The sequence below is a fragment of the Singulisphaera rosea genome (assembly GCF_054877945.1).
The window spans coordinates 237,993-259,806 of the sequence record NZ_JBTYIP020000002.1 but is presented as its reverse complement, the minus strand read 5'-3'; the positions used below and the strand labels follow the sequence as shown (position 1 = coordinate 259,806).

Below are 21,814 nucleotides of genomic sequence, written 5' to 3'. Positions count from 1 at the left end.
CGGTTTGCCGGGTTAAATCGATTCGCGCTTCGCAACGGGATAGCCACCACTCGGGAAGACTTCCGCCATGCGTAAGCGCCTGTGGACTCAATTCCGGATCGGCAAAAAAGGAGCTCGCCGGGCGGCCTCCCGGCCCGGGCTGGAGGCGTTCGAAGCGCGTCTTTTGCTGACGACCTTCGTCGTCCAGAATACGAATGACGACACGGCCCCTGGTTCCTTTCGGTGGGCGATCAACCAGACGAACCAGGGTCGCGGCGGCGACACGATCGCATTCTCGATCCCGGGTTCGGGAGCCCAGACGATCGCCCTCCACTCGGCACTTCCGACGCTGAACGTGGGGGTGACGATCGACGGGACGACTCAGCCTGATTTCTCCGGCGCTCCTTTGATCCAACTCGACGGCACCGACGCGGGGCAGGGGGCGGACGGCCTCGATCTGACCGGCGACAACTCGGCCGTGATCGGGCTCGCGATCAACGGCTTCTCAGGAAATGGGATCACGATCTCGGCAGGCTCGAACACCCGGATTCAAGGCAATTTCATCGGGATGCTATCGTCGGGAAGTCCCGGATCCGGCAACGGCGGGAGTGGGGTGCTCGTCAGCGGGGGGCAGCTCGAGCAGATCGGTGGCGACCTGCCGGGTCAACGGAATCTGATCTCGTTGAATGGCCGATACGGCGTCGAATTCAACGGGAAGGCGGCCCCAATTCAGGGGGCCATCGTCTCCGGGAACTTGATCGGGACGGATCTGAGCGGAACCCTGAAGGAAGGGAATCTGCTCGGTGGCATCGCAGTCAGTAACGCCAACGGAACGACCATCGGGGGGGAAGAGTCGGGGGACGGAAACGTCATCTCCGGAAACGTGGGCCCGGGGATCACCGCGCTCGGGAGCACCGACGGCCTCCGCGTGCAGGGGAACTGGATCGGTACCGATCCGACAGGGATTCGCAACGTCGGAAACCTCGGCGGGGGTGTCCGGCTCCTCAGCAGCAATAACGTAATCGGCGGGCTCCTGCCCGGCGACCCGAACATCATCGCGTTCAACGGCGATCCCAGGACCGGGAACGGGCCAGGGGTCGGGCTCGACCTGAATGTCTCGAGCGGCACAATCCTCTCGAATGCCATCTTCGCGAACGCCGGTGCCGGCATCGATCTTGGCTCAGGCGCCAATCACCAACTCGCCAACCCGACGATGACCGCCGTGAGCACGGACGGCTCGTCGACGACCGTGATCGGCTCGTTCTCCGGGGCGCCGAACGCAACGTACATCGTTCAGTTCTTCGCCAACGACTCGATGGACAGCTCCGGCTTCGGAGAAGGCCAGTTCCTGCTCGGGACCCGAAGCGTCACGACCGACGCGGCTGGTAACGGCGTGATCAACGTGACGTTGCCGGGGGCGGTCTCGTCCGCCCAATACGTGACCGCAACCCTCACCGACCCCCAGGGCAACACCTCCCAGTTCGGCCGCGATCTCATGGCCGACGGTACGGCCGACCTCTCGGTCGGCGTCTCCGCCTCGTCCTCGAGCGTCAACGTCGGCGAGAACGTGACGTATCACATCACCGTCACGAACGTCGGATCCACGACCGCCCACGACCTGTTGATCACGAACCTACTCCCAGCCGGGGTGACGATCGTCTCGATCACCGACGCCTTCGCCACGATCTCGCAAGGCAGCTCGTCCTTCCTCGCGAGCCTGGGTGTCCTCGGCCCGGGGATGACCCACGACATGATGGTCGTGGTCAAGACCTCGTCGGCGTCCGTGCCCTCGCTGCTCGACACCGTCACTGTCGGATGCAGTGATGGCGACTCGAATGCCTCGAACAACGTCGCGTCGGTCTCGACGCCCATCGGCGTTTTGTCGGACCTGACCGTCACGGCCCAGGCCGATCATCCCAGCGTCGCGATGGGGACTCCGGTCACCTATACCGTCACCGTGACGAACCACGGCCCGACCACGGCGACCGGCGTGACCTTGATTGACAGCCTCCCCGCCGGAGTGACAATCGTCTCGGCCGTCTCGAATCAGACGGACGCGACGACGACGATTGCCGACGGGGTGATCACGACTCTGATCGGTACCCTCGCCGCCGACGGCAGTAGCTTCGTCCTGACGATCGTCGTGTCGACATCGACGAGTACTCCGCCTTCGATCATCCTCGCGGCGTCGGTCTCCTCGGACGAAGTCGATCCCAATCCTGCAGACGACAGCGCTTCAGTGACCACGACCGTCACCCCCGCCTTCGACCTCGGGGTCGTGGTCGGGCCGTTGGGGACGCCGGTGCTGCTGGGTCAAGATCTTGTTTATTCGATCGTGGTTACGAACCATGGCGCCTTGCCCGTGACGGGGGTCGAACTGAAAGGCCACCTCCCGGCGGGATTAACCGTGGTTTCGGCGACGGACAGCCTCGGGACGGTTGTCCCGGTCGGGAGCGACGGCTCGTTCGACGACTTCCTCGGGACGATGGACGGAAACGCGTCGGCAACTCTGACCATCAAAGTCGTACCGCAAACCGCAGGGCCCATCGTCCTGACCGCGGCGGTTGCGGGCGACCAGACCGACCCGGACACGACCAACAACACGATCCAGGTGACCACTGGAGTCCTGCCGGTCGCCGACCTCGGCGTATCCTTCGCACCGCTGCCCCCGAATGCGCTCACGGGACGGCCGATCACATACACGCTCATTGTGTCGAATCGAGGGCCGAGCCCGGCAGTTGGAGTGAGCCTGACCGGGATGCTCCCCTCGGGCGCGGTGATGCTCTCCGCTGGCCCCGGTCCCGGTCTCTTCTCGGCCTCTCAGGGAGCCTTCTCGGCAAACCTGGGGACTCTGGCTCCCAACGCCAGCATGTCGTATACACTGACACTTATGCCGGGCCTCGCCGGCCTCTCAACGATCTCGACGACGATCTCGTCGAGCGCCTTCGACCCCGACACCGGGAACAACCTCGCGACCGAAGCGGTGAACGTCATGCAACCGCCGGGAACCTTACAGTTCTCGGCCCCGACCTTTTCCGTCGGGGATAACGGGGGCGTTGCCGTGATCACCGTCACCCGCACGGATGGGACGCAGGGGACGGTCTCCGTGAACTATTGGTCCGACGGCGGCTCCGCGGCGTCCGGGCCTGATTACCAGGCAGTTTCCGGGACCTTGGTCTTCGGTCCCGGTGAGTCGACGAAGACTTTCAGTGTACCTGTCCGGGATAATCCCTATAACCGGGCCGATCACTCGGTGAACCTGGTGTTGGGAACACCGACGGGAGGGGCAGACCTAGGGCCCTTGAGCTCGGCGACGCTCGTCATCAAGGATCTGAACCCGGACAACGTGGCACCCCAGGTCGAGGATCTCCGCCTCGCCGGGCCTGCGACCGGGATCGACACGGTTACCCTCGTCTTCAACAAGACGCTCGATCCGGCGACCGCCTCCAATCCCGCGAACTACCATGTCGTCGCCGTGGGGGCCGACGGTTGGCTCGGGACCGGTGACGATTCGGGTGTCGGCCTGAGTTGGGTGTCTTACGACCCGACGACGAACTCGGTCACACTCCAGCCGAATGCGTCACTGGGAAGCAACCAGTTCTATCATGTTCAGATCGCCGGGGTGACCGATCCCGGAGGGCTGGGGATCGCCGGGGGAGCCTACAACGGCTTCTTCGGAAGAGGGACCTTCCTGAGCTATCCCGACTCGCACGGCACCCTCGTCACCTTCATGGTGAAAGGCGGCGGGGTCCTCGACCTCACACGCTACGCCAACGGAGACGGCCAGCGACTTCAACTCCTCAACCCGGTCCCGAGACGGACCTCCATCCTTGGGGTCGTGCAGGGTTCGGCCTCGACGAGCCTCGACTCGATCACCGGTCTCGGGGCATTCGGTCAGGTCAAACTTCGCTTCAACAGCCCGCCGATCCTGGTTGCGAACATGCCTTTCGCCGGTTCCTTCTACGCGAGGCCGGCCGTCGACATTATCTACGGCATGCCGATCAACCGCGGACTGCGAATCCGGGCCCGGGGTTTCCACCGCCCGATGCTGCATGCCAGGCGTTTCATCTTCGCCCGTCACCGATAGTCGCGCATGGGCATTGGGACGAGCGGCCCAAGGTCCGATTCGTTACGAACGTCGATCGATCAGCATGGGCGCAAAACGAAACCGCCGGAGCCTTCGCGGAGGGGGAAGGACCGGCGGTTCTTGTATTTCATCGAGAGGCGGGTTGAGAGAGCAATCACCCGTGGGAAGGACTTCAAGACACGTCGCTCAGGAGCGATCGGTGTTGGGCCGTGACTCGGTCGTACGGCTGCCTCGCGAGGAATTGACGTAGGCGGCGGTCAACACGCTCAGGAGAGCCGAGCGGCGTCCGGCCCGTGACGACTTTCCTCCTCGTCGGATCCGAGCGACTGTCCCCGCCCACTCGAAGCCCGAATGTACGGGTGCAGTCCTCTTAGAATTCGACTCGCTCATCAAAAGAAACCCCCAAGTGAAAGAACAGGCCCTCGACGAAGGGCCTCGCTCCGCCACTCCATTGTCTTGCGAAGAAGCCGACTCCCATACGATGGGGCGTGCCCTCATGGCACGGGTCATCGCATGTTCCGCGGGCCACACGACCGCGAGGGATGGAAAGACGACAAGATCGGAGCTCTTCAAGACTCCCGATCCGAAGATCGAGAAAATCCCGAGGCTCCTATGGCCGCCCTACTCGGTTTCTTGATCCCTCTCATCGGACGAATCGCGCCTCGCACTCCAACCCGCTCCACCGAAGCCTGGAACTCGCCCGAGGGGACGCCTCCAAAACACCGGTCATTTGCGTGTCAGTCACGGGTCGGTCAACGGGATATGTCGCGACGATTGACGGATCGCCAAGACAATATCAGGCCTTGATACCGCCGTCTACCAAAAAATGGTGAATCCAAAATTAATTAAAGGCCAATTGACCTGAGGCCGACGACCTGCGCCGATCGTTCGATCGCGTTGCTCGGTCGGGAAAGTTTTTGCGTTTCCGAGACCGTCTTCTTCAGTTCGGCAGCGGGAGGATTGAGGAGCATGTAGAAGAGGAAAAGCGTCGAGAGCGAATTGAACAACGCATGCATGACGATCGAGGACACCAGGCTTCCGGAGACCTTATACACGAGTCCCAGCCCGAGCGACAGGACGAAAAGTGGCACGGGCGCCGGCCACTGCTCCGCATGGACCAAAGCAAAGAAGGCCGAGGTGAGAAGGATCGGCCAAAACTTCAGAGGCTTCAGCCCGACGTCGTCGTAGACGAGATCGGGCACGGGCGAATTTCCGTGAGTTCCTGATTCTGAGGGAAGACCAGCCAAGACCGACCCTGCATCTGCCTCCAAATCGGGTACGTTGCGCTTGCGGCCTCGGCGGATGGCTTTGGACAGCCAAGACTGGAAGACCCCTCGGAAAAACAATTCCTCGGCGAGAGGCGCGAGAACGACCCCCGAGATCACGGCGAGTAGAGCCGTCCAACCCGAGAATTCTTTGCGAACCATTTCTTCCAAAGGATGCTTGATCGGCTCATATCCCAGGGCTTTCGACAACACGACCATAAGTCCGTTGATCGAGTAAACGACGGGCGAGAACAGGAGAAAGGCCCACACCCCGAACCGGGCCTGGGCGGCGAACGCGGTGCGCGTGAGACCAAAATCCGCGAGGTTCGCGCGGGAAGTGGCCTGCAGGAGGAGCGGTATCCCGATGAGCAGTAATGTGTTCGCGATGCTGCTTATGAGCATCAGATCCGCTGGAGAGAGGAGTTGGAAGCGTGGGTAGTCCAGTAGCGACATGACATTGTTAAGGACTCCTCGCGTCTCGCTCTTGGAAAGCTCGTGAGGAGGCCAAAGTTCGGTGAGTTGCGTCTTCAGGTCTTTGAATGCCTTGGCCTCGGAGTTCAGCTTCGTTTCGTTCGTGTCCTGAACTTGCTTCCCGGCTTCGTCAAAGATTCGGAGATAGATCGCCTTATCCGACTTCGCGACGATGACGAGGTTTTTGCCAGAGCTGGGCAGACTCTGAACACCCTCGATCGAAGGGATCAATTGCAAGCTGAAGCGGAGAGCCGACTCGGCCCGAAGCCGTCTTAGTTGTTCTTCAAAAGAGATCGGCGGACCGAACAGCGCGAAATAGACCTGGACGACGAGGACGGGGACGAAGAAGACTCCGAGAGCGGCAAGTGTGACCGAGCCTTCCTTCCAGGGGACGTCCTTCCGAGGCGTCGAGGTCGGCAACAACGTTTCCCCGCGGCGGTAGCCGTCGACGGTGCGAATCCAGGCCCAAAGCATTCCCATAAAGATGAACGCGATGCAGGTGGTGACTGTTATCGAGAGGATCGACAAAGTGGAGAGCGGCACGAGCGAACCCTAGTTTGGGCGGGGATTAGTTGGCGGACGGCTCATCGTAACATGGTCACGCCAGGCCGGCCACCTTGCTCGATTTCCCGGCTCCGCCTAGAATCGGCGTGCGCCGACGATAGCCCCCGGAGGAGATAGACGAGTCGATGAGGGACGTCAAGGAACAGTTCGAAATCCTGCGACGAGGTGTCGAAGCGATCGTCCCCGAGGCCGATTTCGCGAAGATGCTCGAGCGATCCGTCCGGGACAACGTGCCATTGCGGGTCAAGTACGGAATCGATCCAACCGGGATCAATGTCCACCTCGGGCACACGGTCCCATTGCGGAAGTTGCGGCAATTCCAGGACTTGGGCCATACGGCCGTCATCATCATCGGTAACTACACGGCGCTCGTGGGGGACCCGTCCGGCAGGGATGAAACCCGCTCGAAGCTGACCGAGGCGCAGGTCACCGAGAACGCCAAGGACTACCTCCGGCAAGTCGGTCGGATCATCGACCTCGAGCGGGCCGAGGTCCACCACAATGGCGACTGGTTCTCCAAGTGGTCGTTCCTCGACGTCCTCGATCTGACTCGACACATGACCCTGTCGCAGATCTCGGCACGCGAGGATTTCGCGAATCGCCTCAAGGCGGAGAAGCCGGTCTATCTCCACGAGTGCCTCTACCCGTTGATGCAGGGGTGGGACTCGGTCGAGGTCCGTTCGGATGTCGAGCTCGGAGGGACCGAGCAGCTCTTCAGCTTGTTGGTCGCGCGAGACCTCCAGCAATCTCGCGGCTTACGCCCGCAGGTTGCCCTCACGATGCCGATCCTGGTCGGGACCGATGGGACGCGCCGGATGGGCAAGAGCCTGGGCAATGATATCGGCGTGGGCCTGCACGCCAACGAGCTCTTCGGGAAGATCATGAGCATCCCCGACGAGCCCCTTCGCCAGTATTTCACTCTCCTGACGGACGTTTCGTTCGACGAGATCGACCGCTGGCTCGGCCCTGGGGTGAACCCCCGGGACGCGAAGGAAGCGTTGGCCAAGACGATCATCGCCGGGCTCACGAATCAGGACGAGGCCGACGCGGCGGCGGCTGAGTTCCGCAAACGTGCCCAGGGAAAAGACCCGGACGTGATCCCCGAGGTGACGATTCCCGCCGATCAGGTCGACGGCGAAGGGCGGATCCCGCTCCCTCGGCTGATCGTGGTCCTCGGCTTCGAGACCAGCACTTCGAACGCCCGACGCGTGATCGAGGGCGGGGGGGTGTCGCTCGGCGACGATCGGGCGAAGGTCGTCGACCACAAACACCTCGTCGAGCTTCGCGACGGGCTGATCGTCCGGTCGGGAAAACGGAACATCGCGCGGGTCCGGCTTTCGTCCGGCGGCTAAGTCTCTCGATCTTTCTCCCCCGGAGTTTCCATGGCTGAGCACGGCATCGGGATCATCGGTTGCGGCATGATCGCCGAGTTCCACACCCGCGCCATCAACGACATCGAAGGGGCGCGGGTCGTCGCCGCGTTCAGCCGTTCGGAAACCAACGGCGCGAAGATCGCCGCCCTGGCCGGGGGCGGCTGTCAGGTCTACGACGACCTCGACCAAATGCTCGCACACCCCGGCCTCGACGTCGTCTGCGTCTGCACGCCGAGCGGGGCCCACCTCGAGCCGGGCGTCAAGGCCGCCCGCGCGGGCAAGCACGTCGTGGTCGAAAAGCCGCTGGAGATTACCCTCGAGCGCTGCGACGCGATCATCCGCGCATGCGACGAGGCCGGTGTCCGGCTCTGCACGATCTTTCCGTCGCGATTCACGCCCGCGAACGTCGCCCTCAAGGCGGCGATCGACTCGGGCCGGTTTGGCAAGCTCACGCTCGGCGACACCTACGTGAAGTGGTGGCGGACCCAGGCCTATTACGACTCGGGTGGCTGGCGGGGGACATGGGACCTCGACGGCGGCGGGGCCTTGATGAATCAGGCGATCCACAACGTCGACCTCCTCTACTGGCTGATGGGCGACGTCGACTCGATCCAGGCGCTCACGGCCCTGCTCGCCCACGAACGGATCGAGGTCGAGGACACCGCCGTCGCCGCGATCCGATTCAAGAACGGGGCCCTCGGCGTCATCGAAGCCGCCACGAGCGCCTACCCCGGGCTCCTCAAGCGAACCGAGATCCATGGTGATCAAGGCTCCGCCCGGGTCGAGCAGGACGACATCACGTTCTGGTCGTTCGCGACCGAAGCACCGGGCGACCCCAGGATCCTGGACGCGATGAAGGCCGCCTCAGGGTTCTCTGCCGGCGCCAGCGATCCGAGGGGCATCACCCACATCGGTCATCGCGACCAACTGGCCGACTTCCTCAAGGCGATCGACACCGGAAGCACACCGGTCGTTGATGGTCGAGAGGGCCGGAAGTCGGTCGAGATCATCCGGGCCATCTATCAGTCGGCCAAGACAGGACAGGCGGTCCGCCTGCCGTTACAAGACGCTTGAGCCGACCTTTGTCCTCGTTGGCGGAACGCGGAGCGAACGATCACGGACGGCGACCACGTCAAAGGAGTGGCCGATGCGACGCCGGAACCGCACTCTCGATTATCTGGTCTACCTCCTCGCGCGGTTGGTGGTCGGGATCGCCCAGGCGTTGAGCGTCGAGCAATCTTACGCCTTCGCGGAATGGCTGGCCCGGCTCCTCTATCGCGTCGACAAACGACATCGCCAGGTCGGACTCGACAACCTGAGGCTGGCGTTCGGCGACCGGTACACCGAGGTCGAGCGCGACCAGATCGTGCGCGGAGTTTATCGGCATTTCTGCATGATGCTGATGGAGATCCTCCACATCCCCCGAAAGCTGCACCCGACCACCTGGCGCGACCGGATCACGCTCGTCGGCCATGAGGCGGTCGTCGACCGCCTGCTGAAGGGGGGCCCGGTGATCATGCTGAGCGGCCATTTCGGGAACTGGGAGATGGCGGGCTACCTCTTCGGCGTCTTCGGATTCCCCCCGAACTCGGTCGCCCGGACGCTCGACAATCCTTACCTCGATACCTTCCTGCGCTCGTTCCGCGAGCGGACCGGCCAGAAGATGATCCCCAAGACCGGGGGATATGATCAAATGCTCGAGGTCCTGCGGACCGGGGGCGTCCTCTCGTTCCTCGCCGACCAGGACGCCGGGCAGAACGGCATGTATGTCGATTTCTTCGGTCGACCCGCGTCGACCCACAAGGCGATCGCCCTCCTGGCCATCGAGCACTCGGCCCCGGTCGTCGTCGGCTACGCCCGACGGATCGGCCCCGGCTTTCGCTACGAGGTCGGTTGCGAGGCGGTCATCGAGCCCGAAGAATGGACCGGGACCGCCGACGATGCCCGCCTGCTCACCCAGCGCTACACGACGGCCCTGGAGACCGTGGTCCGTCGCTCCCCCGAGCAGTATCTCTGGCTGCATCGCCGGTGGAAGCACCAGCCGAAGCCTCGGGTGAAGCGAAACGTCGCGCGAGGGACCGAGGTCACGGGTTGATTTGGGCCGACCGGCCATACAATCCCTCGACGAGGGACCGCGAGGTCCCCGGGTTCAAATCCTGGCCTTGGCGAGTCGACCGCGATGACACGGGCGGAGATGATCGAACGGCTCCGATCCGGACCGACCTGGGACGTGGTGATCATCGGCGGCGGGGCGACGGGGCTGGGGACGGCGCTCGACGCCGTGACTCGCGGCTACCGTACGCTCCTTCTCGAAGCCCATGACTTCGCCAAGGGGACGTCGAGCCGGAGCACCAAGCTCGTCCATGGGGGCGTGCGGTATCTGGGGCAGGGGCGGGTCGGCCTGGTCCACGAGTCGCTGCACGAGCGGGGGATCCTGCGCCGGAATGCCCCCCACCTGGTCCATGACCTTCCCTTCGTGGTCCCGGCGTACGACCGCTGGTCGCGGATCTATTATGGCGTCGGCCTGAAAGTCTATGACCTCCTCGCGGGACGGCTGGGGTTCGGGGTCTCTCATTCCATCGGTCCTTCGGAAGCTTTGAAACGGATCCCGACACTCCGAGCCGACGGGTTGCGCGGAGGGGTCGTGTACTTCGACGGGCAGTTCGACGACGCCCGACTGGCGATCGCACTCTGGCGGACTTCGGTCGGTCTGGGAGGCACCGCGCTCAATTACTTCCCGGCGATCGGCCTGGTCCGAGACGCGGGTCGTATTCGCGGTGTGTTGGCCCGGGACGCCGAGTCGGGCGAGGAGTTCTCCATCGCTGCGCGGACCGTCGTCAACGCGACCGGCGTCTTCGCCGACGATGTCAGGCGCCTCGACGATCCGGCAGCCGCGACGATGATTGCGCCGAGCCAGGGGATCCACGTCGTCCTCGATCGTTCCTTCCTGCCGGGCAACTCGGCCATGCTGATCCCGCAGACGGACGACGGCCGGGTGCTCTTCGCAATCCCCTGGCATAACAAGGTCCTGCTCGGCACGACGGATACGCCCGTTGACCACACCGAGATCGAGCCCAGACCCCAAGCCGCAGAGGTGGATTTCCTCCTCGAGCACGCCGGTCGTTATCTCTCCGTCAAGCCCCGGCGCTCCGATATCCTCAGCCAGTTCGCTGGCCTGCGACCGCTCGTGAAAGCCGGCCACCCCACGGAGTCGGCCCGCCTTTCACGCGAACATGCCCTCACCGTGTCGGCCTCGGGACTGATCACGATCACCGGCGGCAAATGGACGACTTACCGTCGGATGGCCTCCGACGCCGTCGACAAGGCGGCCGAGGTCGGTGAGCTTCCCGGACGTCCCTGCGTCACCGCAACCTGGCACCTCCACGGATGGACCCCGGAGGCCGGCTCGGGACCCTACGCGACCTATGGCGCGGACCTGCCGATTCTTGAACGGCTCATTGCGGAACGTCCCGAGTGGGGCCGCCTGATCCACCCTCGGCTGCCCCAACGCGAGGGCGAAGTGGTTTGGGCTGCTCGTGAGGAGATGGCGCGGACCGTCGAGGACGTGCTTTCCAGACGAACACGGGCTCTGGTGCTCGACGCCAGGGCTGCGTTAGAGGCCGCACCTCTCGTGGCAAGCTTGCTCGCCCAGGAGCTCGGTCACGATACCGCCTGGCAGGAAGGACAGGTCCGCGAGTTCGGAGAACTCTGTCGAGGTTATTTGCCCGATCTCTAGAGCGCCTCACGGTCGCATGGTTCAAAAGGAACCTTGCGACCCGGCTACGTCTTCTATCGCCGGCCTCGCAGAGGTCGGCGATGACGGTTCAACTTCCGCGACTCGTGCATGACCGATATTCGAAGCAACTTAGAGCTTGGGTTTGCCCAGGGCCAGCTCGTCCTCCCACTGGTCGAGGAGGGGCCAGTCGACTGCGCACGTTCCGAAGTCGGCCATGTGGGTATAGGACTCGAGGCGGGCAATCGTCGCGTCGAGCAGGGCGTTATCCTTGCGGAAAATCGGCCCGTGGGAGGGGAGGAGATACTCGGCGTCGCAATCGCGGATCCGCTTCAGGCTCGCGATGTACTCGACGAGGTTCGACCCGTGGTGTGCGTCGATGACGCCGACGCAACCGTCGCGGAAGATGTTGTCGCCGGAGAAGAGCAGGGGGCCCATGCGGAAAGAGAGCTGGCCGGCCGTGTGCCCGGGAGTGCTCCAGACTTCGAGCGACTTGTCGCCGATCGTGAGGACGTCACCTTCGTCGATTGTGATGTCAACCTTGCACTTGGGCATCGGGATGTGGATGTTCTGGGCGTCGATCCGAGCGTAGGTCAGGACCTCATCCCCCTGCTCGAGGGGAGCGACGCTCTTCGGATGCGCCGCGACCTTGCATTTGAGCACGTCTCGGGCCCTGGCCAGGCCTTGCGTGTGGTCGGCGTCGGCGTGGGTCGCCAGGATCATCTTGCACGCGGAGAGGCTGAAGTTCATCTGCCGGATCAGCTCGAGGACGTCCGAGAGTTCGTCGAGGAACCCGACATCGATGAGGGCATACTCGCTGCCGCCGTCGATCAGATAAATGTTCACCCCGAGCCGGCGCCTTGCCTGGACGTTGAGCTCGATGATCCCGGGGAAGATGTATTGACGTTCGACCATTCCGAAAAACTCTCCGATCGTAGCCTTCGCGCCAAGCCAGCCCGACCAAGGCCAGCAGAGACCTGCCAGGCGTCGGCACTTTAGCGTTCAGGCTTGTAGGCGGATGTCCCCGATTCTACGAATCCTCGACTCCAGCGACAACTCCCCGACCAGTCTTGCATGTCTCATGAGAGAGTCGGCCCTCCTCGAGTCGTAACGATGACGATCGGCACACTGAGCGACTCGAAGTCTTTGGGAACGATTCACCCGCGAACTCGTCCAAAGAGCGTTGACAAGCCGGCCCGTCTCCCGAATCGTTGGAGCAGATCACGATTCAGCTCGGGGAGGATCGAGAGAGGATGCGAGCCTCGAGTCCCCGTCATCGACTCGCGGTCGGCGGTGAACCGGAATGGCATCATCAATCGATGAAACGGCATGGGAAAGCGGCTTCTTAGGAAGGCTGGGCGACTTGACAGGGGGGCTTTGGTAGGTTAAATTGGAGAGGTAATTCTCGATGGAAGTCCTGGTACCATCGCAAGATGGGTGTCTTGTCGCATCGCGGTGACGTCTGCTGACGTTACGAGATTCCCATCCTAACGCCGCCCGGGTACCGTCGGCGACTGCCCTCTCCCCTTTAATCGATTTTCTTGACTCCGTGGACGTGCCGGGTTCCTCGGGCGTTACGCGTGGAGTCGGCCGGACACTTGCACTCGTCTCGACCCTGTGGCATGTTTCCCAACGTCCATGCGAACGGTCCACGTGATCGGTGAATCTAACCAGAGGTTGGCGAACATGATCAAAGCACTCGCCCCGAGGTTGCCACGGGGGTGCTCGTGGGTGTGGCTTTCGATCGTGCTATTGGGCGCGGTTCCCTCGGTGGTCCTGGCGCAACCGACCACGAAAGGCGAACCCGCCAAAGCCAAAGCCGACGCCCCCGATGCGGGCAAGGCTAAAGAGGACGCCGACGCCCCGAAGGACCAAGCTCCCGCCGCGGAGGCTGCTGCCGACGAGGAGTCGGAGAGGACGATCCCGGTCGAGGTCTTCAAGGATCCGGTCGCGGAGAAGATCCTGGCCGCGAAGTTCCGCCCGTTGACCGCGGTCCCGTTCCCCACCTCGAATATCAAGCAAGTCAAGGACATGGCGGCGGTTACCACAATCGACCGTGCGATGGTCTCGAAATATGTCGCCAAGTTTGCCGCCGACCTGACCGCGGCGAGCAACATCAAAGGTGTGATCGAACCTCCCACAGGCACGACCACCGCGTCGACTTCCCTCGGCATGAGAGCCGCGAGCTCGGCGCTGATGGATCCCATCGACATCGCACGACGGGCGAATAACACAGCGTTCCTGAATATCTACACGCAGGAATTGCTAAAGTCTCTGCCTCCCGTCCTCGAGAATCACCTGATTTCCCGGATCGAGGCGATCATCATCCTCGGTCAAACGGCAAGTCCCGAGGTCGTGGACCTGTTCGTGAAAGTGCTGAACGACCCCGAACAGACGATCTGGGTGAAGCTCTGGGCGGCTCGAGGGATCACGAACATCGTCCAAGGGCCGGGCGGAAATCGAGTGGACGCCACCTTGGGGGCGCGCGGCATTCCTGCGGCCAAGGCGCTCACCAACTTCTTGAACAAAGAAAAAGACGCTCCCTGGTTCGCCCAGTTGCGGGTGCTCGAGGCGTTGGGGGGGCTACGATTGTCCGCGGAGCCCGGTTCTCCGACGAAGATCGAGATGGCCGAAGCCGCCGCCAGGCTCCTGTCCGATCCGGAAGCCCGTCCCGAAGTTCGCGCGGAAGCGGCCTGGGCCCTGGGGATGCTGCGTTTCAGCCCCGCCGCTCGGTTGAACTCGCAACTTCTCGGCTACTACATCGGGGAAGTTACCGCCGATCTCGGCGAGAAGATCGCCTCGACCTACAGCGAGAACAACACGCGGGCCCAGTTCATGACCTCGCTGATGATCTATCAACTCTTCCCCGCGTTATACGGACAGGACGGTGCGGGCGACTCGGGATTGGTGAAGACGGGGGGCCCGGGCGCCTCGGGATTCCTTGGACCGCTGACGGATCAGGTCCGAGGGGTGACGACGACCGCCATCGAGTTGACCATCAAGTCGCCCAAGGCCCGCCAGGCTCAATTCGCCAAGGATCTCGGGGAACGTGTCGGGCAACTCCGGGCCTTCCTTGATAAGAACGCGCCCGCGGACAAGCACCTCGTCCCGGGTGGAACGGAGTATCCGGTCAAGGCCCAGGTCGCCGGAGTTCCCGCCGAGAAGCCGAAGGTCGCCGACGGCTCAAAGCGATGACCGATCGCAAGACCGGCGAAGATCCTGCGTTACTTTCGATCCCGGATATCCGAGAATATGACCGCATCAACGCAGAGCTGATCCAGTCTCTCGAGGACGGGGTGCGGTCGGTTCGCCTGCTCGGTGCCGAGGGTCAGCGGTTCCTGGCCGCTGGGCTCGTCGGGCCTTGGAATGCCGTGATCGAAGTCGAAGGGCGTGCCGGCCCCGAGATCGCCGCAGGGCTCGATGCCCCCGGGATCACGGTCGTCTGTCGAGGTCCCGCCGCGGACGGGGCGGGGCGAGGGATTCGAGCCGGTCGACTTGTGATCCTCGGCGATACCGGTGAGTCGGTCGCCTACGGGCAAGTCGGGGGTATCGTCTATGTCGAGGGAAACGCGGGGCATCGCGCGGGGTTGAATCAGCAAGGTGGAACTCTCTTGATTCGAGGGAGGGTCGGCCGGCTGGCGGGTGAGCGGCAGAACGGAGGCTGGCTCTTCGCGTTCGACGATCGCATCGGACCGAATCCTGGCCGTGGTCGACGCGGCGGCCGACTCGTCCGACTCCTCAGTCAGGATCCCAAGGCCACATCACTCGACCCCTCCGCGATCGAAGCCTACCGGAAAACGCTCGCCGACCTTGCCACCTGGATCGACCTCGGTGTCGACGTCCCGGAGACGTCGGGTTGAGGGCATGCATATGATCGATCTAGTGAAATCGGGCCGCGGTTCGTATTCGGTCAAGCCGGGTGCACTTGGGAAGTTGGCACTGTCCCTCGGCGTGTTGGCCTCGGGATGCGCCGAGGAACTGGGCCCGCCTTCTTTGAAGACGACGCGACTCGAAGGGCTCGTGACCGTAGGCGGACAGCCTGTCGGCGGTGGTTGGGTCGAATTCACGCCGATCGAGGGGACCGTGGGCAAGCTCCGCTCGGCTCGCATCGGATCCGACGGGAAATTCGTCGTCGATCGGGTCGCCGTCGGGAGGAATTCGGTCGGAGTCGTCGATGCCCCGATCGATCCGAAGTTTACGGGGATGTTCCACCCCTTCTCTACCCCGATCCACCTAACGATTGCCGACGGTTCCCGTGTCCCTCTGAGCGTCGACCTGCTCGAGGAGGCTGTTCGCTTCGACGTCGAGAAGAAGCAGAGGGAGCGTATGGGATCCCACGGCCGGCCTTGACACGGATCGACGACCTCCTCGGTTTCTGGTAGTTGTTCCGAGGGCCTTTACAACGTGGGTCCGCTGGGGTCGTCGCTGTCCCGATCGAGTTACCCTCGGGGGTTTCCTCCCCCGGTCGCCGACGGCCGCGGCCCATTCGAGACGCTTGTCCGTGGAGCCGGTGCGATGTCCACGATCCAGGATCTGGCCCGATCGGCCGCCCAACGTTTCAGCGGGGCGCGGATTCGCGTCGTCTACCTCGACGCCTCGGGCACCTTCCATCTGGATTGGCCGATCGATCAAATCCGGAAGGCCGTCGACGACACCTCGGGAACGGTTTGGCTCGATATCCAGCCCTCGGAAACGGGCAAGGATACGGAGATCGAGGCGCTCCTTCGCGAGGTCTTCCACTTCCATCCGCTCGCGATTGAAGACGCGATCAAGGACACCCACGTCTCGAAGCTGGACGACTGGGGAGAATACCTCTACATCGTCTTCCACACGATCGATTTCGACCCCGACACCGACGACCTCAAGCTGCACGAGCTCGACATCTTCCTCGGTCGCAACTACCTGGTCACTTACCACGGCGAACCATTGCCCGCCCTGGACCAGCTCCGCCGGAATATCGAGCGGGACCCGATGAATCGCCTCAAGAACGGGGCCGATTGCCTGCTGTACCACGTCCTGGACATGAGTGTGGCTGAATACCTGCCGGCGATCGAGCACCTCGACGAGGCGATCGACTCGGCCCAGGACGAGGTGTTCGACCGGCCCACCCCTCGCACACTCCATTCGATCTTCCAGGTCAAGCGATCGGTGCTCCGACTGCATCGTATCCTCGCCCCCGAGCGCGAAGTCCTGAACCGGCTCGCTCGCGACGAGTATGCCCCGATCGATTCCCGGCATAGAGTCTACTTCCGAGACGTCTACGACCACATCGTCCGGATCCACGACATTGCCGAGAGTCTTCGGGACTTGATCTCGGGGGCCCTCGACACGTACCTGTCGGCGATTTCGAACCGCACCAACGATATCATGAAGGCGTTGACTCTGGTGACGGTCATGTTCTTGCCGATGTCATTCCTGACGAGCTTCTTCGGGATGAACTACTTCGGCGAAACCTTGGCTTTCCAGTCGTGGCTCCCCAAGGCTCTGTTGTTCGGTGCCACATGCCTGATCATGCTCGTTACGCCCATTGGGATGTATCTGTGGGCCCGGCATCGCGGCTGGTTTGCCCTCGGACGAGTCGAGGGGCAACGTCGTGAAACGAAATCCTGACAGGTGGGCGACCGGCCTTCACCGTGAGCCGGGGACTCGGCGTTAATCAAAGGACCAGCCTCGATGAGTGGTCCTGCGACCGGGAGAGAGGGGAAGGTCGGCGATGACCTCGCGATGGCTCCTGCGGCCTCATGACTCCGTGCGCATCGCGACCTTTGCCCGCGAAGCCCATGTCTCTCCGCTGATTGCTCAGCTCTTGCTGAACCGCGGGATCGACAATCCCTCGAGCGCCTCGGTATTCCTCCAGGCCCGCATGAACGGGCTGCATGACCCCGAGCTCCTCCCCGGCACAGTGGAGGCCGCCGATCGAATCGTCCGCGCGGTCCGCGAAGGGCGCAAGATCGTCATCTACGGCGACTACGACGTCGATGGCGTCTGCGGCACGAGCATCCTCTGGGGTTGCCTCCGCCTGGCCGGGGCACAGAACGTCGACTACTACATTCCTCACCGTGTCGATGAGGGATACGGCGTCAACGCGGACGCCCTTCGGAAGCTCGCGCACGACGACGGCGCGTCGCTCATCATCACCGTCGACTGCGGGATCTCCGCGGTCGAGGAAGTGAAGCTGGCACGCGACTTGGGTCTCGAGTTGATCGTGAGCGACCATCACACGATCGGCCCGGTGATCCCCGACGCCGACGTCGTCGTCCACCCCTCACTGCCGGGGAGCCTCTACCCCGACAAGAATCTGTGCGGGGCGGCCGTGGCGTTTAAGCTCGCTTGGCAGGTTTGCAAGAGCTTTAACGACGGGAAGAAAGCCTCGCCGCATCTCCGGGACTTTCTCGTGCATTCCATCGGGTTGGTCGCGTTGGCGACGGTGGCTGACGTCGTGCCGCTCGAGGGGGAAAACCGGATCCTCGTCAAGCACGGCCTCTCCGGCATGTTCGTGGACCCATCAGTTGGGCTGAAGGCCCTGATGGAAGTATCCGGTTGTCTCGGCCGGAGGAAGCTGACGACGGGGACCGTCGGCTTCAGCATGGCCCCTCGGATCAACGCGGCCGGCCGCCTCGAACGAGCGATGCGGGCCGTCGAAATGTTCACGACAACCGACGTCGAACTTGCCGCAGAAATCGCGAAGGAGCTCGATCAATGCAACCTTCGTCGTCAGGAAGTCGAGCACGCGATCGTCGCCGAAGCCCACGAGATGATCGAGGCGCAAGGCGGGATCGGCGAGCGGGGAGCGATCGTGGTCGGGCGCGAGGGGTGGCATCCCGGCGTGATCGGCATCGTCGCCAGCCGGCTGGTCGAGTCTTACCACCGTCCCGCCTTGGTCTTTGCCCTCAACCACGAGGTCGGGCAGGCTTCGGCTCGTTCGATCCCGGGCTTCAACCTCTATGACGCCATCCAGGCGTGCTCATCGGGGTTGCTGGCGTTCGGTGGCCACGCGGCGGCCGCGGGCCTGAAACTCCCGGTTGCATTATTCCCTGAATTCGCGGAACGCTTCGAGCGGCATTGCCGAGAAGCCCTTTCCGGCGATCTGCTCCAGAAGGTCCTGAGGATCGACGCCGAGATCCCCCTCAGCATGCTCACGACACGCCTCGTCGAAGAGATCGAGGCGCTCGAACCCCACGGGATGGGCAACCCCAAGCCGCTTCTCATCGCCAGCAACGTCAGGATCCTCGGCGAGCCTCGTCCGGTCGGTGAGCGGAGGAACCACCTCCAACTGCGGTTAACGCAAGGGGGCGCCGTCCTCAAAGGGATCGCCTGGAACATGGCCGAGCGGGGCCGCGACTTGTCCGCAAACACGCTCTGTTCGCTGGCGTTCCACCCGTCGATCAACGAGTGGCAAGGCCGTCGCGAGGTTCAGCTCGAGATCAAGGACTTCCAACTCGAGCAGGTGGCCGAAGGAGCCCACTCGCAGACGGCCTGAGGCGAGACGGAAGGGTTATCGACGCCCTCGGACGGTCCGCCCCGACTTGGCCTTGGGAGCGGGCTTCGACTCGCTCGCTTCCGTCTCGACCTTCGAGAGGATCAGCTTCCCGGTTTCGGGAATGACCTTGTAGTCAAAATACTTGTTGAAGCTCCCACCCAGGAGCGGCGAGAGCTCTCTCTTGGTGGGGGGCATGACCGCGCATTCGACGTCCTTGATCGTGAATTTGCCGACTCGCACAGAAGGAATTGACATTTTCTTGGCTTCGACAACCGAGCCATCGGCGATGTGACACTCGATCGTCGGGTCGGAGGAGCTCGGCTTCAGGCCGATTTTCGACGCGAGCTCGCTCGAAAGGACGACGATCGAAGCTCCCGTGTCGAAGACCATCGGCTCGGTGACCTTGCCGTTGAACGTCACGTCAAGCCAGAAGACGCCGTTGTCGCGTCTCATGGTCACGGACTCGCTCAGAACCGAGGCCTCGACCTTCTCGACGAGCTTCACGTTGGCGAGGAACGCCTTCGACGGTCCGAGCGAGTACTTGGTCTTCCCCTTCTTGTTCAAGGCCGCGAGCGACTCCTTGACCGTCTCGTCTTCGGAAAGCTCCGTGTACTGCTTCTGGGTCTCGTCGATGAGTTGACGAAGGTCGATGACCGCCTGGACGAACTGCTCCCGAGACTGGGCGGCGTTCGCGTTCAGATTATCCTTGAACTTGGGGTCGGACTCCTCATCTTCGAGGAGCTTCATCTGGTCGTTTGTATCATTGAGCATCGTGACGATCTGGTTATGTTCGTCGGTCGACCGCGCTTGCTTCAATTGGAGTCCGAGGATCCGTCGCTGCTCGATGAGTTGGCGGAGATAAGCCTTACTATCCTCGACCCCGCGATCGAATTGGCGCTGCTGCATGACCGCGAGAGAATACTGCTTGTATCGCGCCTTCGTCTCGTTCAATTTCTTCTGGGTCGTCGCCTCGCTCGAGAGGACGAGGTAGTTCCCCGACTTCTTCAGCCCCTTTTCCTTCAGCGCGGAGTCCGCGGGGTCGTCGGCCCCAAGGACGGCCGGGGCGATCGTGAGGGCGAGGGTCAAGAGCATCCCGAATGAGGAGAGTCGTGAGGTCGGGGTCACGTCGAAGGCCTCCGAAACGGACCAGATCGGTCCGATGCTGATCTCGTCGCAAGAGCCCGGGCGATTTCCCGAAGGGATGCGAGGGGTCGGGAAAAGATGTCTCCGAGTCATCGATCATACGGGAGACCTCACCCCGCATGCAATCATCCGGACCGGACTCTCAACGCTTGCGGGCATCTCAATGGAGCCTGGGATCGGTCGCGGCGATGATGACACTGACGGAACTCTGGTTAAAGCCCTTGAACCCTTCGCGACGTTGAAGGTTCTCGAGGTGGCTCCCGATCCCGCCGTCTCGAAGGAACTTTTCGTGCTGCTCGGAATCGATCCAACCCTGAGCGAGACACCGGTCGGCGCGGAGGCGGGAGATCGGCCAACGCTCGCCCGTGGTGAATGCCTGACGAAGGAATGAGAAGTCGGAGAACGGCTTCATCACCTCGATGCCCGACTCGGCCAGGAGCGCCTCGCGGAGCGCATCGAAGTCGAACTGAGCCTCGAGGTGGTGCATGCCCGCGTCCAGGATCGACTCGCCATGCAGGGCAACCCACAGGCCGACCGTGTTGGAACGCGAGAGATCGGGTAAGGCGTTGTGGGCAAAGTCTTCGGTGGCCTCGTCCGGGGCGAGGTCGAGGTCGGCGAAGATCACGATGCCGGTCGTCGGATGCTCGAGGATCTGGGCTCCCCAACCGGCCTTGGAACCGGCGTGGTATCGCTCGCGAAGCGAGAAGCCCAGGGTTTCGAACATCCCGATCACTCTCGGGAAAAACCGGCGAGAGCAACGGAAAGTGTGGTGGTCGTGGTTGGCCCACCCGAGCCCTAGGCGGTCTTGCCGCGCCTTCTGGACCCGAGCCGCGTGGTTCCTCGACATCCAGTAGTCGCGTTCAACCTCGAAGACGAGGTGGCACGCGAGGTCCGTCGATCCGGTGAGCTCGATCACCCGGGCGAGCGTGGACTCGGCCGAGTCGAAACCTTCCGCGTCGTCCTCGAAACGACGACGGCGACCTTGCCACAAGTCCCGTGCCGCGAGCGCGTCCCGCGCGGCGTGCGGCCGCATCCGGCCCTCGCGTGCCAGGTCTCCGGGGAATGGGTCGAACCCGGTATATCCCCGGCGCTCGACAGCCGACAGGCTCGTCGACCCGCTCGACACCCTCGCGACACGGTAGGGTCCCAAGGCGTAACCCAGGATCGTGAGTCCCAGGTCGTGGGCTCGGGAGAAGTCTGCAATCGACTCGACCTTGATCGCGATCTCTTGGACGGCGATGGTTTCGCCAGGAACCACGATGATCCGAGGGAAGATGCCGCCGCTGTGGGCGAACGCAGGCCGACCCGACGGGGCGAGCTCTTTTTGACGACGGTAGCCGATGCCTTCGAGGGTTCGGATCAGGCCCGACCCGCCGGCCAGGACGAGATGGTCGACCCAGTCGACGAAACGTGTGCTCGCCTCATCCCGCATACGGACGGCAAGAGTTGCGGCGAACTCATTCCCGTGCAAACCCGACGCGATCCACCCGCCGACGATGGCCTCCGTCTCCGGCCAGCGTTGCCAGTCGAAGACGATCGCCCCGTTCGATTCCGTCGTGACAGACATGCGATCCTCGCTTTCCAGAATCCGACTGTTGCGTCGGGGGAAGTCATGCGGCGGTAGTTGAATCCCCGAGATGTTAAAACGCCGAATCTCGGAGCCGACTCAAGAATCAAAGGCAGGGGACGGCCCCAGGAGGTATTCCCGGGGCTCCAACC

The 21,814-nt window shown here is 63.1% G+C and carries 14 protein-coding genes; 10 read left to right on the top strand and 4 right to left on the bottom strand.

The window, feature by feature from the left end; genetic code table 11:
• Positions 1–67: 67 nt before the first annotated feature.
• Complete coding sequence (locus ACYOEI_RS04125) at positions 68–4,066, top strand: Calx-beta domain-containing protein (RefSeq protein WP_462848047.1); 3,999 nt, start codon at positions 68–70, stop codon at positions 4,064–4,066.
• A gap of 845 nt (positions 4,067–4,911) precedes the next feature.
• Here ACYOEI_RS04125 and ACYOEI_RS04120 read toward each other — a convergent pair.
• The gene (locus ACYOEI_RS04120) at positions 4,912–6,345 is read right to left on the bottom strand and encodes a CPBP family intramembrane glutamic endopeptidase (protein WP_462848046.1); all 1,434 of its coding nucleotides are present in this window, start codon (positions 6,343–6,345) and stop codon (positions 4,912–4,914) included.
• Positions 6,346–6,491: 146 nt separating this feature from the next.
• Between ACYOEI_RS04120 and tyrS the strand changes: the two genes are divergently transcribed.
• The 4 genes from tyrS to ACYOEI_RS04100 all read left to right on the top strand — a co-directional run bounded on the left by tyrS (position 6,492) and on the right by ACYOEI_RS04100 (position 11,475).
• On the top strand, positions 6,492–7,718 hold the full coding sequence (gene tyrS, locus ACYOEI_RS04115) for a tyrosine--tRNA ligase (protein WP_462848044.1): 1,227 nt from the start codon (positions 6,492–6,494) through the stop codon (positions 7,716–7,718).
• Positions 7,719–7,748: 30 nt separating this feature from the next.
• The gene (locus ACYOEI_RS04110; RefSeq protein ID WP_462848043.1) at positions 7,749–8,813 is read left to right on the top strand and encodes a Gfo/Idh/MocA family protein; all 1,065 of its coding nucleotides are present in this window, start codon (positions 7,749–7,751) and stop codon (positions 8,811–8,813) included.
• Between the two features lie 73 nt (positions 8,814–8,886).
• On the top strand, positions 8,887–9,834 hold the full coding sequence (locus ACYOEI_RS04105; protein ID WP_462848042.1) for a lysophospholipid acyltransferase family protein: 948 nt from the start codon (positions 8,887–8,889) through the stop codon (positions 9,832–9,834).
• A gap of 84 nt (positions 9,835–9,918) precedes the next feature.
• Positions 9,919–11,475, top strand: a complete 1,557-nt coding sequence (locus tag ACYOEI_RS04100) for a glycerol-3-phosphate dehydrogenase/oxidase (protein ID WP_462848041.1) — start codon at positions 9,919–9,921, stop codon at positions 11,473–11,475.
• A gap of 129 nt (positions 11,476–11,604) precedes the next feature.
• Here ACYOEI_RS04100 and ACYOEI_RS04095 read toward each other — a convergent pair whose 3' ends face one another.
• A complete protein-coding gene (locus ACYOEI_RS04095) occupies positions 11,605–12,387 on the bottom strand; it encodes an MBL fold metallo-hydrolase (RefSeq protein ID WP_462848040.1) in 783 nt (260 codons plus the stop codon).
• An 816-nt stretch (positions 12,388–13,203) separates the two neighbouring features.
• Here ACYOEI_RS04095 and ACYOEI_RS04090 point away from each other — a divergent pair.
• The 5 genes from ACYOEI_RS04090 to recJ all read left to right on the top strand — a co-directional run bounded on the left by ACYOEI_RS04090 (position 13,204) and on the right by recJ (position 18,952).
• Positions 13,204–14,667 carry a HEAT repeat domain-containing protein gene (locus ACYOEI_RS04090; protein WP_462848039.1) on the top strand — a complete coding sequence of 488 codons (1,464 nt, stop codon included), beginning with the start codon at positions 13,204–13,206 and terminating at the stop codon, positions 14,665–14,667.
• Entirely contained in the window at positions 14,664–15,332 is a 669-nt protein-coding gene (locus ACYOEI_RS04085) for a GltB/FmdC/FwdC-like GXGXG domain-containing protein (protein ID WP_462848038.1), read from the top strand. The genes ACYOEI_RS04090 and ACYOEI_RS04085 overlap by 4 nt, the downstream gene beginning before the upstream one ends.
• A 73-nt stretch (positions 15,333–15,405) precedes the next feature.
• On the top strand, positions 15,406–15,822 hold the full coding sequence (locus ACYOEI_RS04080) for a hypothetical protein (protein WP_462848036.1): 417 nt from the start codon (positions 15,406–15,408) through the stop codon (positions 15,820–15,822).
• A gap of 165 nt (positions 15,823–15,987) precedes the next feature.
• Complete coding sequence (gene corA / locus ACYOEI_RS04075; RefSeq protein WP_462848035.1) at positions 15,988–17,082, top strand: magnesium/cobalt transporter CorA; 1,095 nt, start codon at positions 15,988–15,990, stop codon at positions 17,080–17,082.
• A gap of 103 nt (positions 17,083–17,185) precedes the next feature.
• Positions 17,186–18,952, top strand: coding sequence for a single-stranded-DNA-specific exonuclease RecJ (gene recJ / locus ACYOEI_RS04070; RefSeq protein WP_462848034.1), 1,767 nt, complete (start codon positions 17,186–17,188; stop codon positions 18,950–18,952).
• A gap of 15 nt (positions 18,953–18,967) precedes the next feature.
• Here the strand turns inward: recJ and ACYOEI_RS04065 are convergent, their stop codons facing one another.
• Both ACYOEI_RS04065 and ACYOEI_RS04060 read right to left on the bottom strand, forming a co-directional pair.
• Positions 18,968–20,077: a retropepsin-like aspartic protease family protein gene (locus tag ACYOEI_RS04065; RefSeq protein ID WP_462848032.1), complete on the bottom strand. Its 1,110-nt coding sequence runs from the start codon at positions 20,075–20,077 to the stop codon at positions 18,968–18,970.
• A 178-nt stretch (positions 20,078–20,255) separates the two neighbouring features.
• Positions 20,256–21,662 (bottom strand): hypothetical protein, encoded by a 1,407-nt coding sequence (locus ACYOEI_RS04060; RefSeq protein ID WP_462848031.1) that lies wholly within the window; start codon positions 21,660–21,662, stop codon positions 20,256–20,258.
• Positions 21,663–21,814: the final 152 nt, after the last annotated feature.

Bases quoted from the DNA above. Each gene is read 5' to 3' on its own strand.
- ACYOEI_RS04085 (WP_462848038.1), top strand. From the start codon at position 14,664: ATGACCGATCGCAAGACCGGCGAAGATCCTGCGTTACTTTCGATCCCG.
- recJ (WP_462848034.1), top strand. From the start codon at position 17,186: ATGACCTCGCGATGGCTCCTGCGGCCTCATGACTCCGTGCGCATCGCG.
- ACYOEI_RS04125 (WP_462848047.1), top strand. From the start codon at position 68: ATGCGTAAGCGCCTGTGGACTCAATTCCGGATCGGCAAAAAAGGAGCT.
- ACYOEI_RS04100 (WP_462848041.1), top strand. From the start codon at position 9,919: ATGACACGGGCGGAGATGATCGAACGGCTCCGATCCGGACCGACCTGG.
- ACYOEI_RS04105 (WP_462848042.1), top strand. From the start codon at position 8,887: ATGCGACGCCGGAACCGCACTCTCGATTATCTGGTCTACCTCCTCGCG.
- tyrS (WP_462848044.1), top strand. From the start codon at position 6,492: ATGAGGGACGTCAAGGAACAGTTCGAAATCCTGCGACGAGGTGTCGAA.
- ACYOEI_RS04095 (WP_462848040.1), bottom strand. From the start codon at position 12,387: ATGGTCGAACGTCAATACATCTTCCCCGGGATCATCGAGCTCAACGTC.
- ACYOEI_RS04110 (WP_462848043.1), top strand. From the start codon at position 7,749: ATGGCTGAGCACGGCATCGGGATCATCGGTTGCGGCATGATCGCCGAG.
- ACYOEI_RS04060 (WP_462848031.1), bottom strand. From the start codon at position 21,662: ATGTCTGTCACGACGGAATCGAACGGGGCGATCGTCTTCGACTGGCAA.
- corA (WP_462848035.1), top strand. From the start codon at position 15,988: ATGTCCACGATCCAGGATCTGGCCCGATCGGCCGCCCAACGTTTCAGC.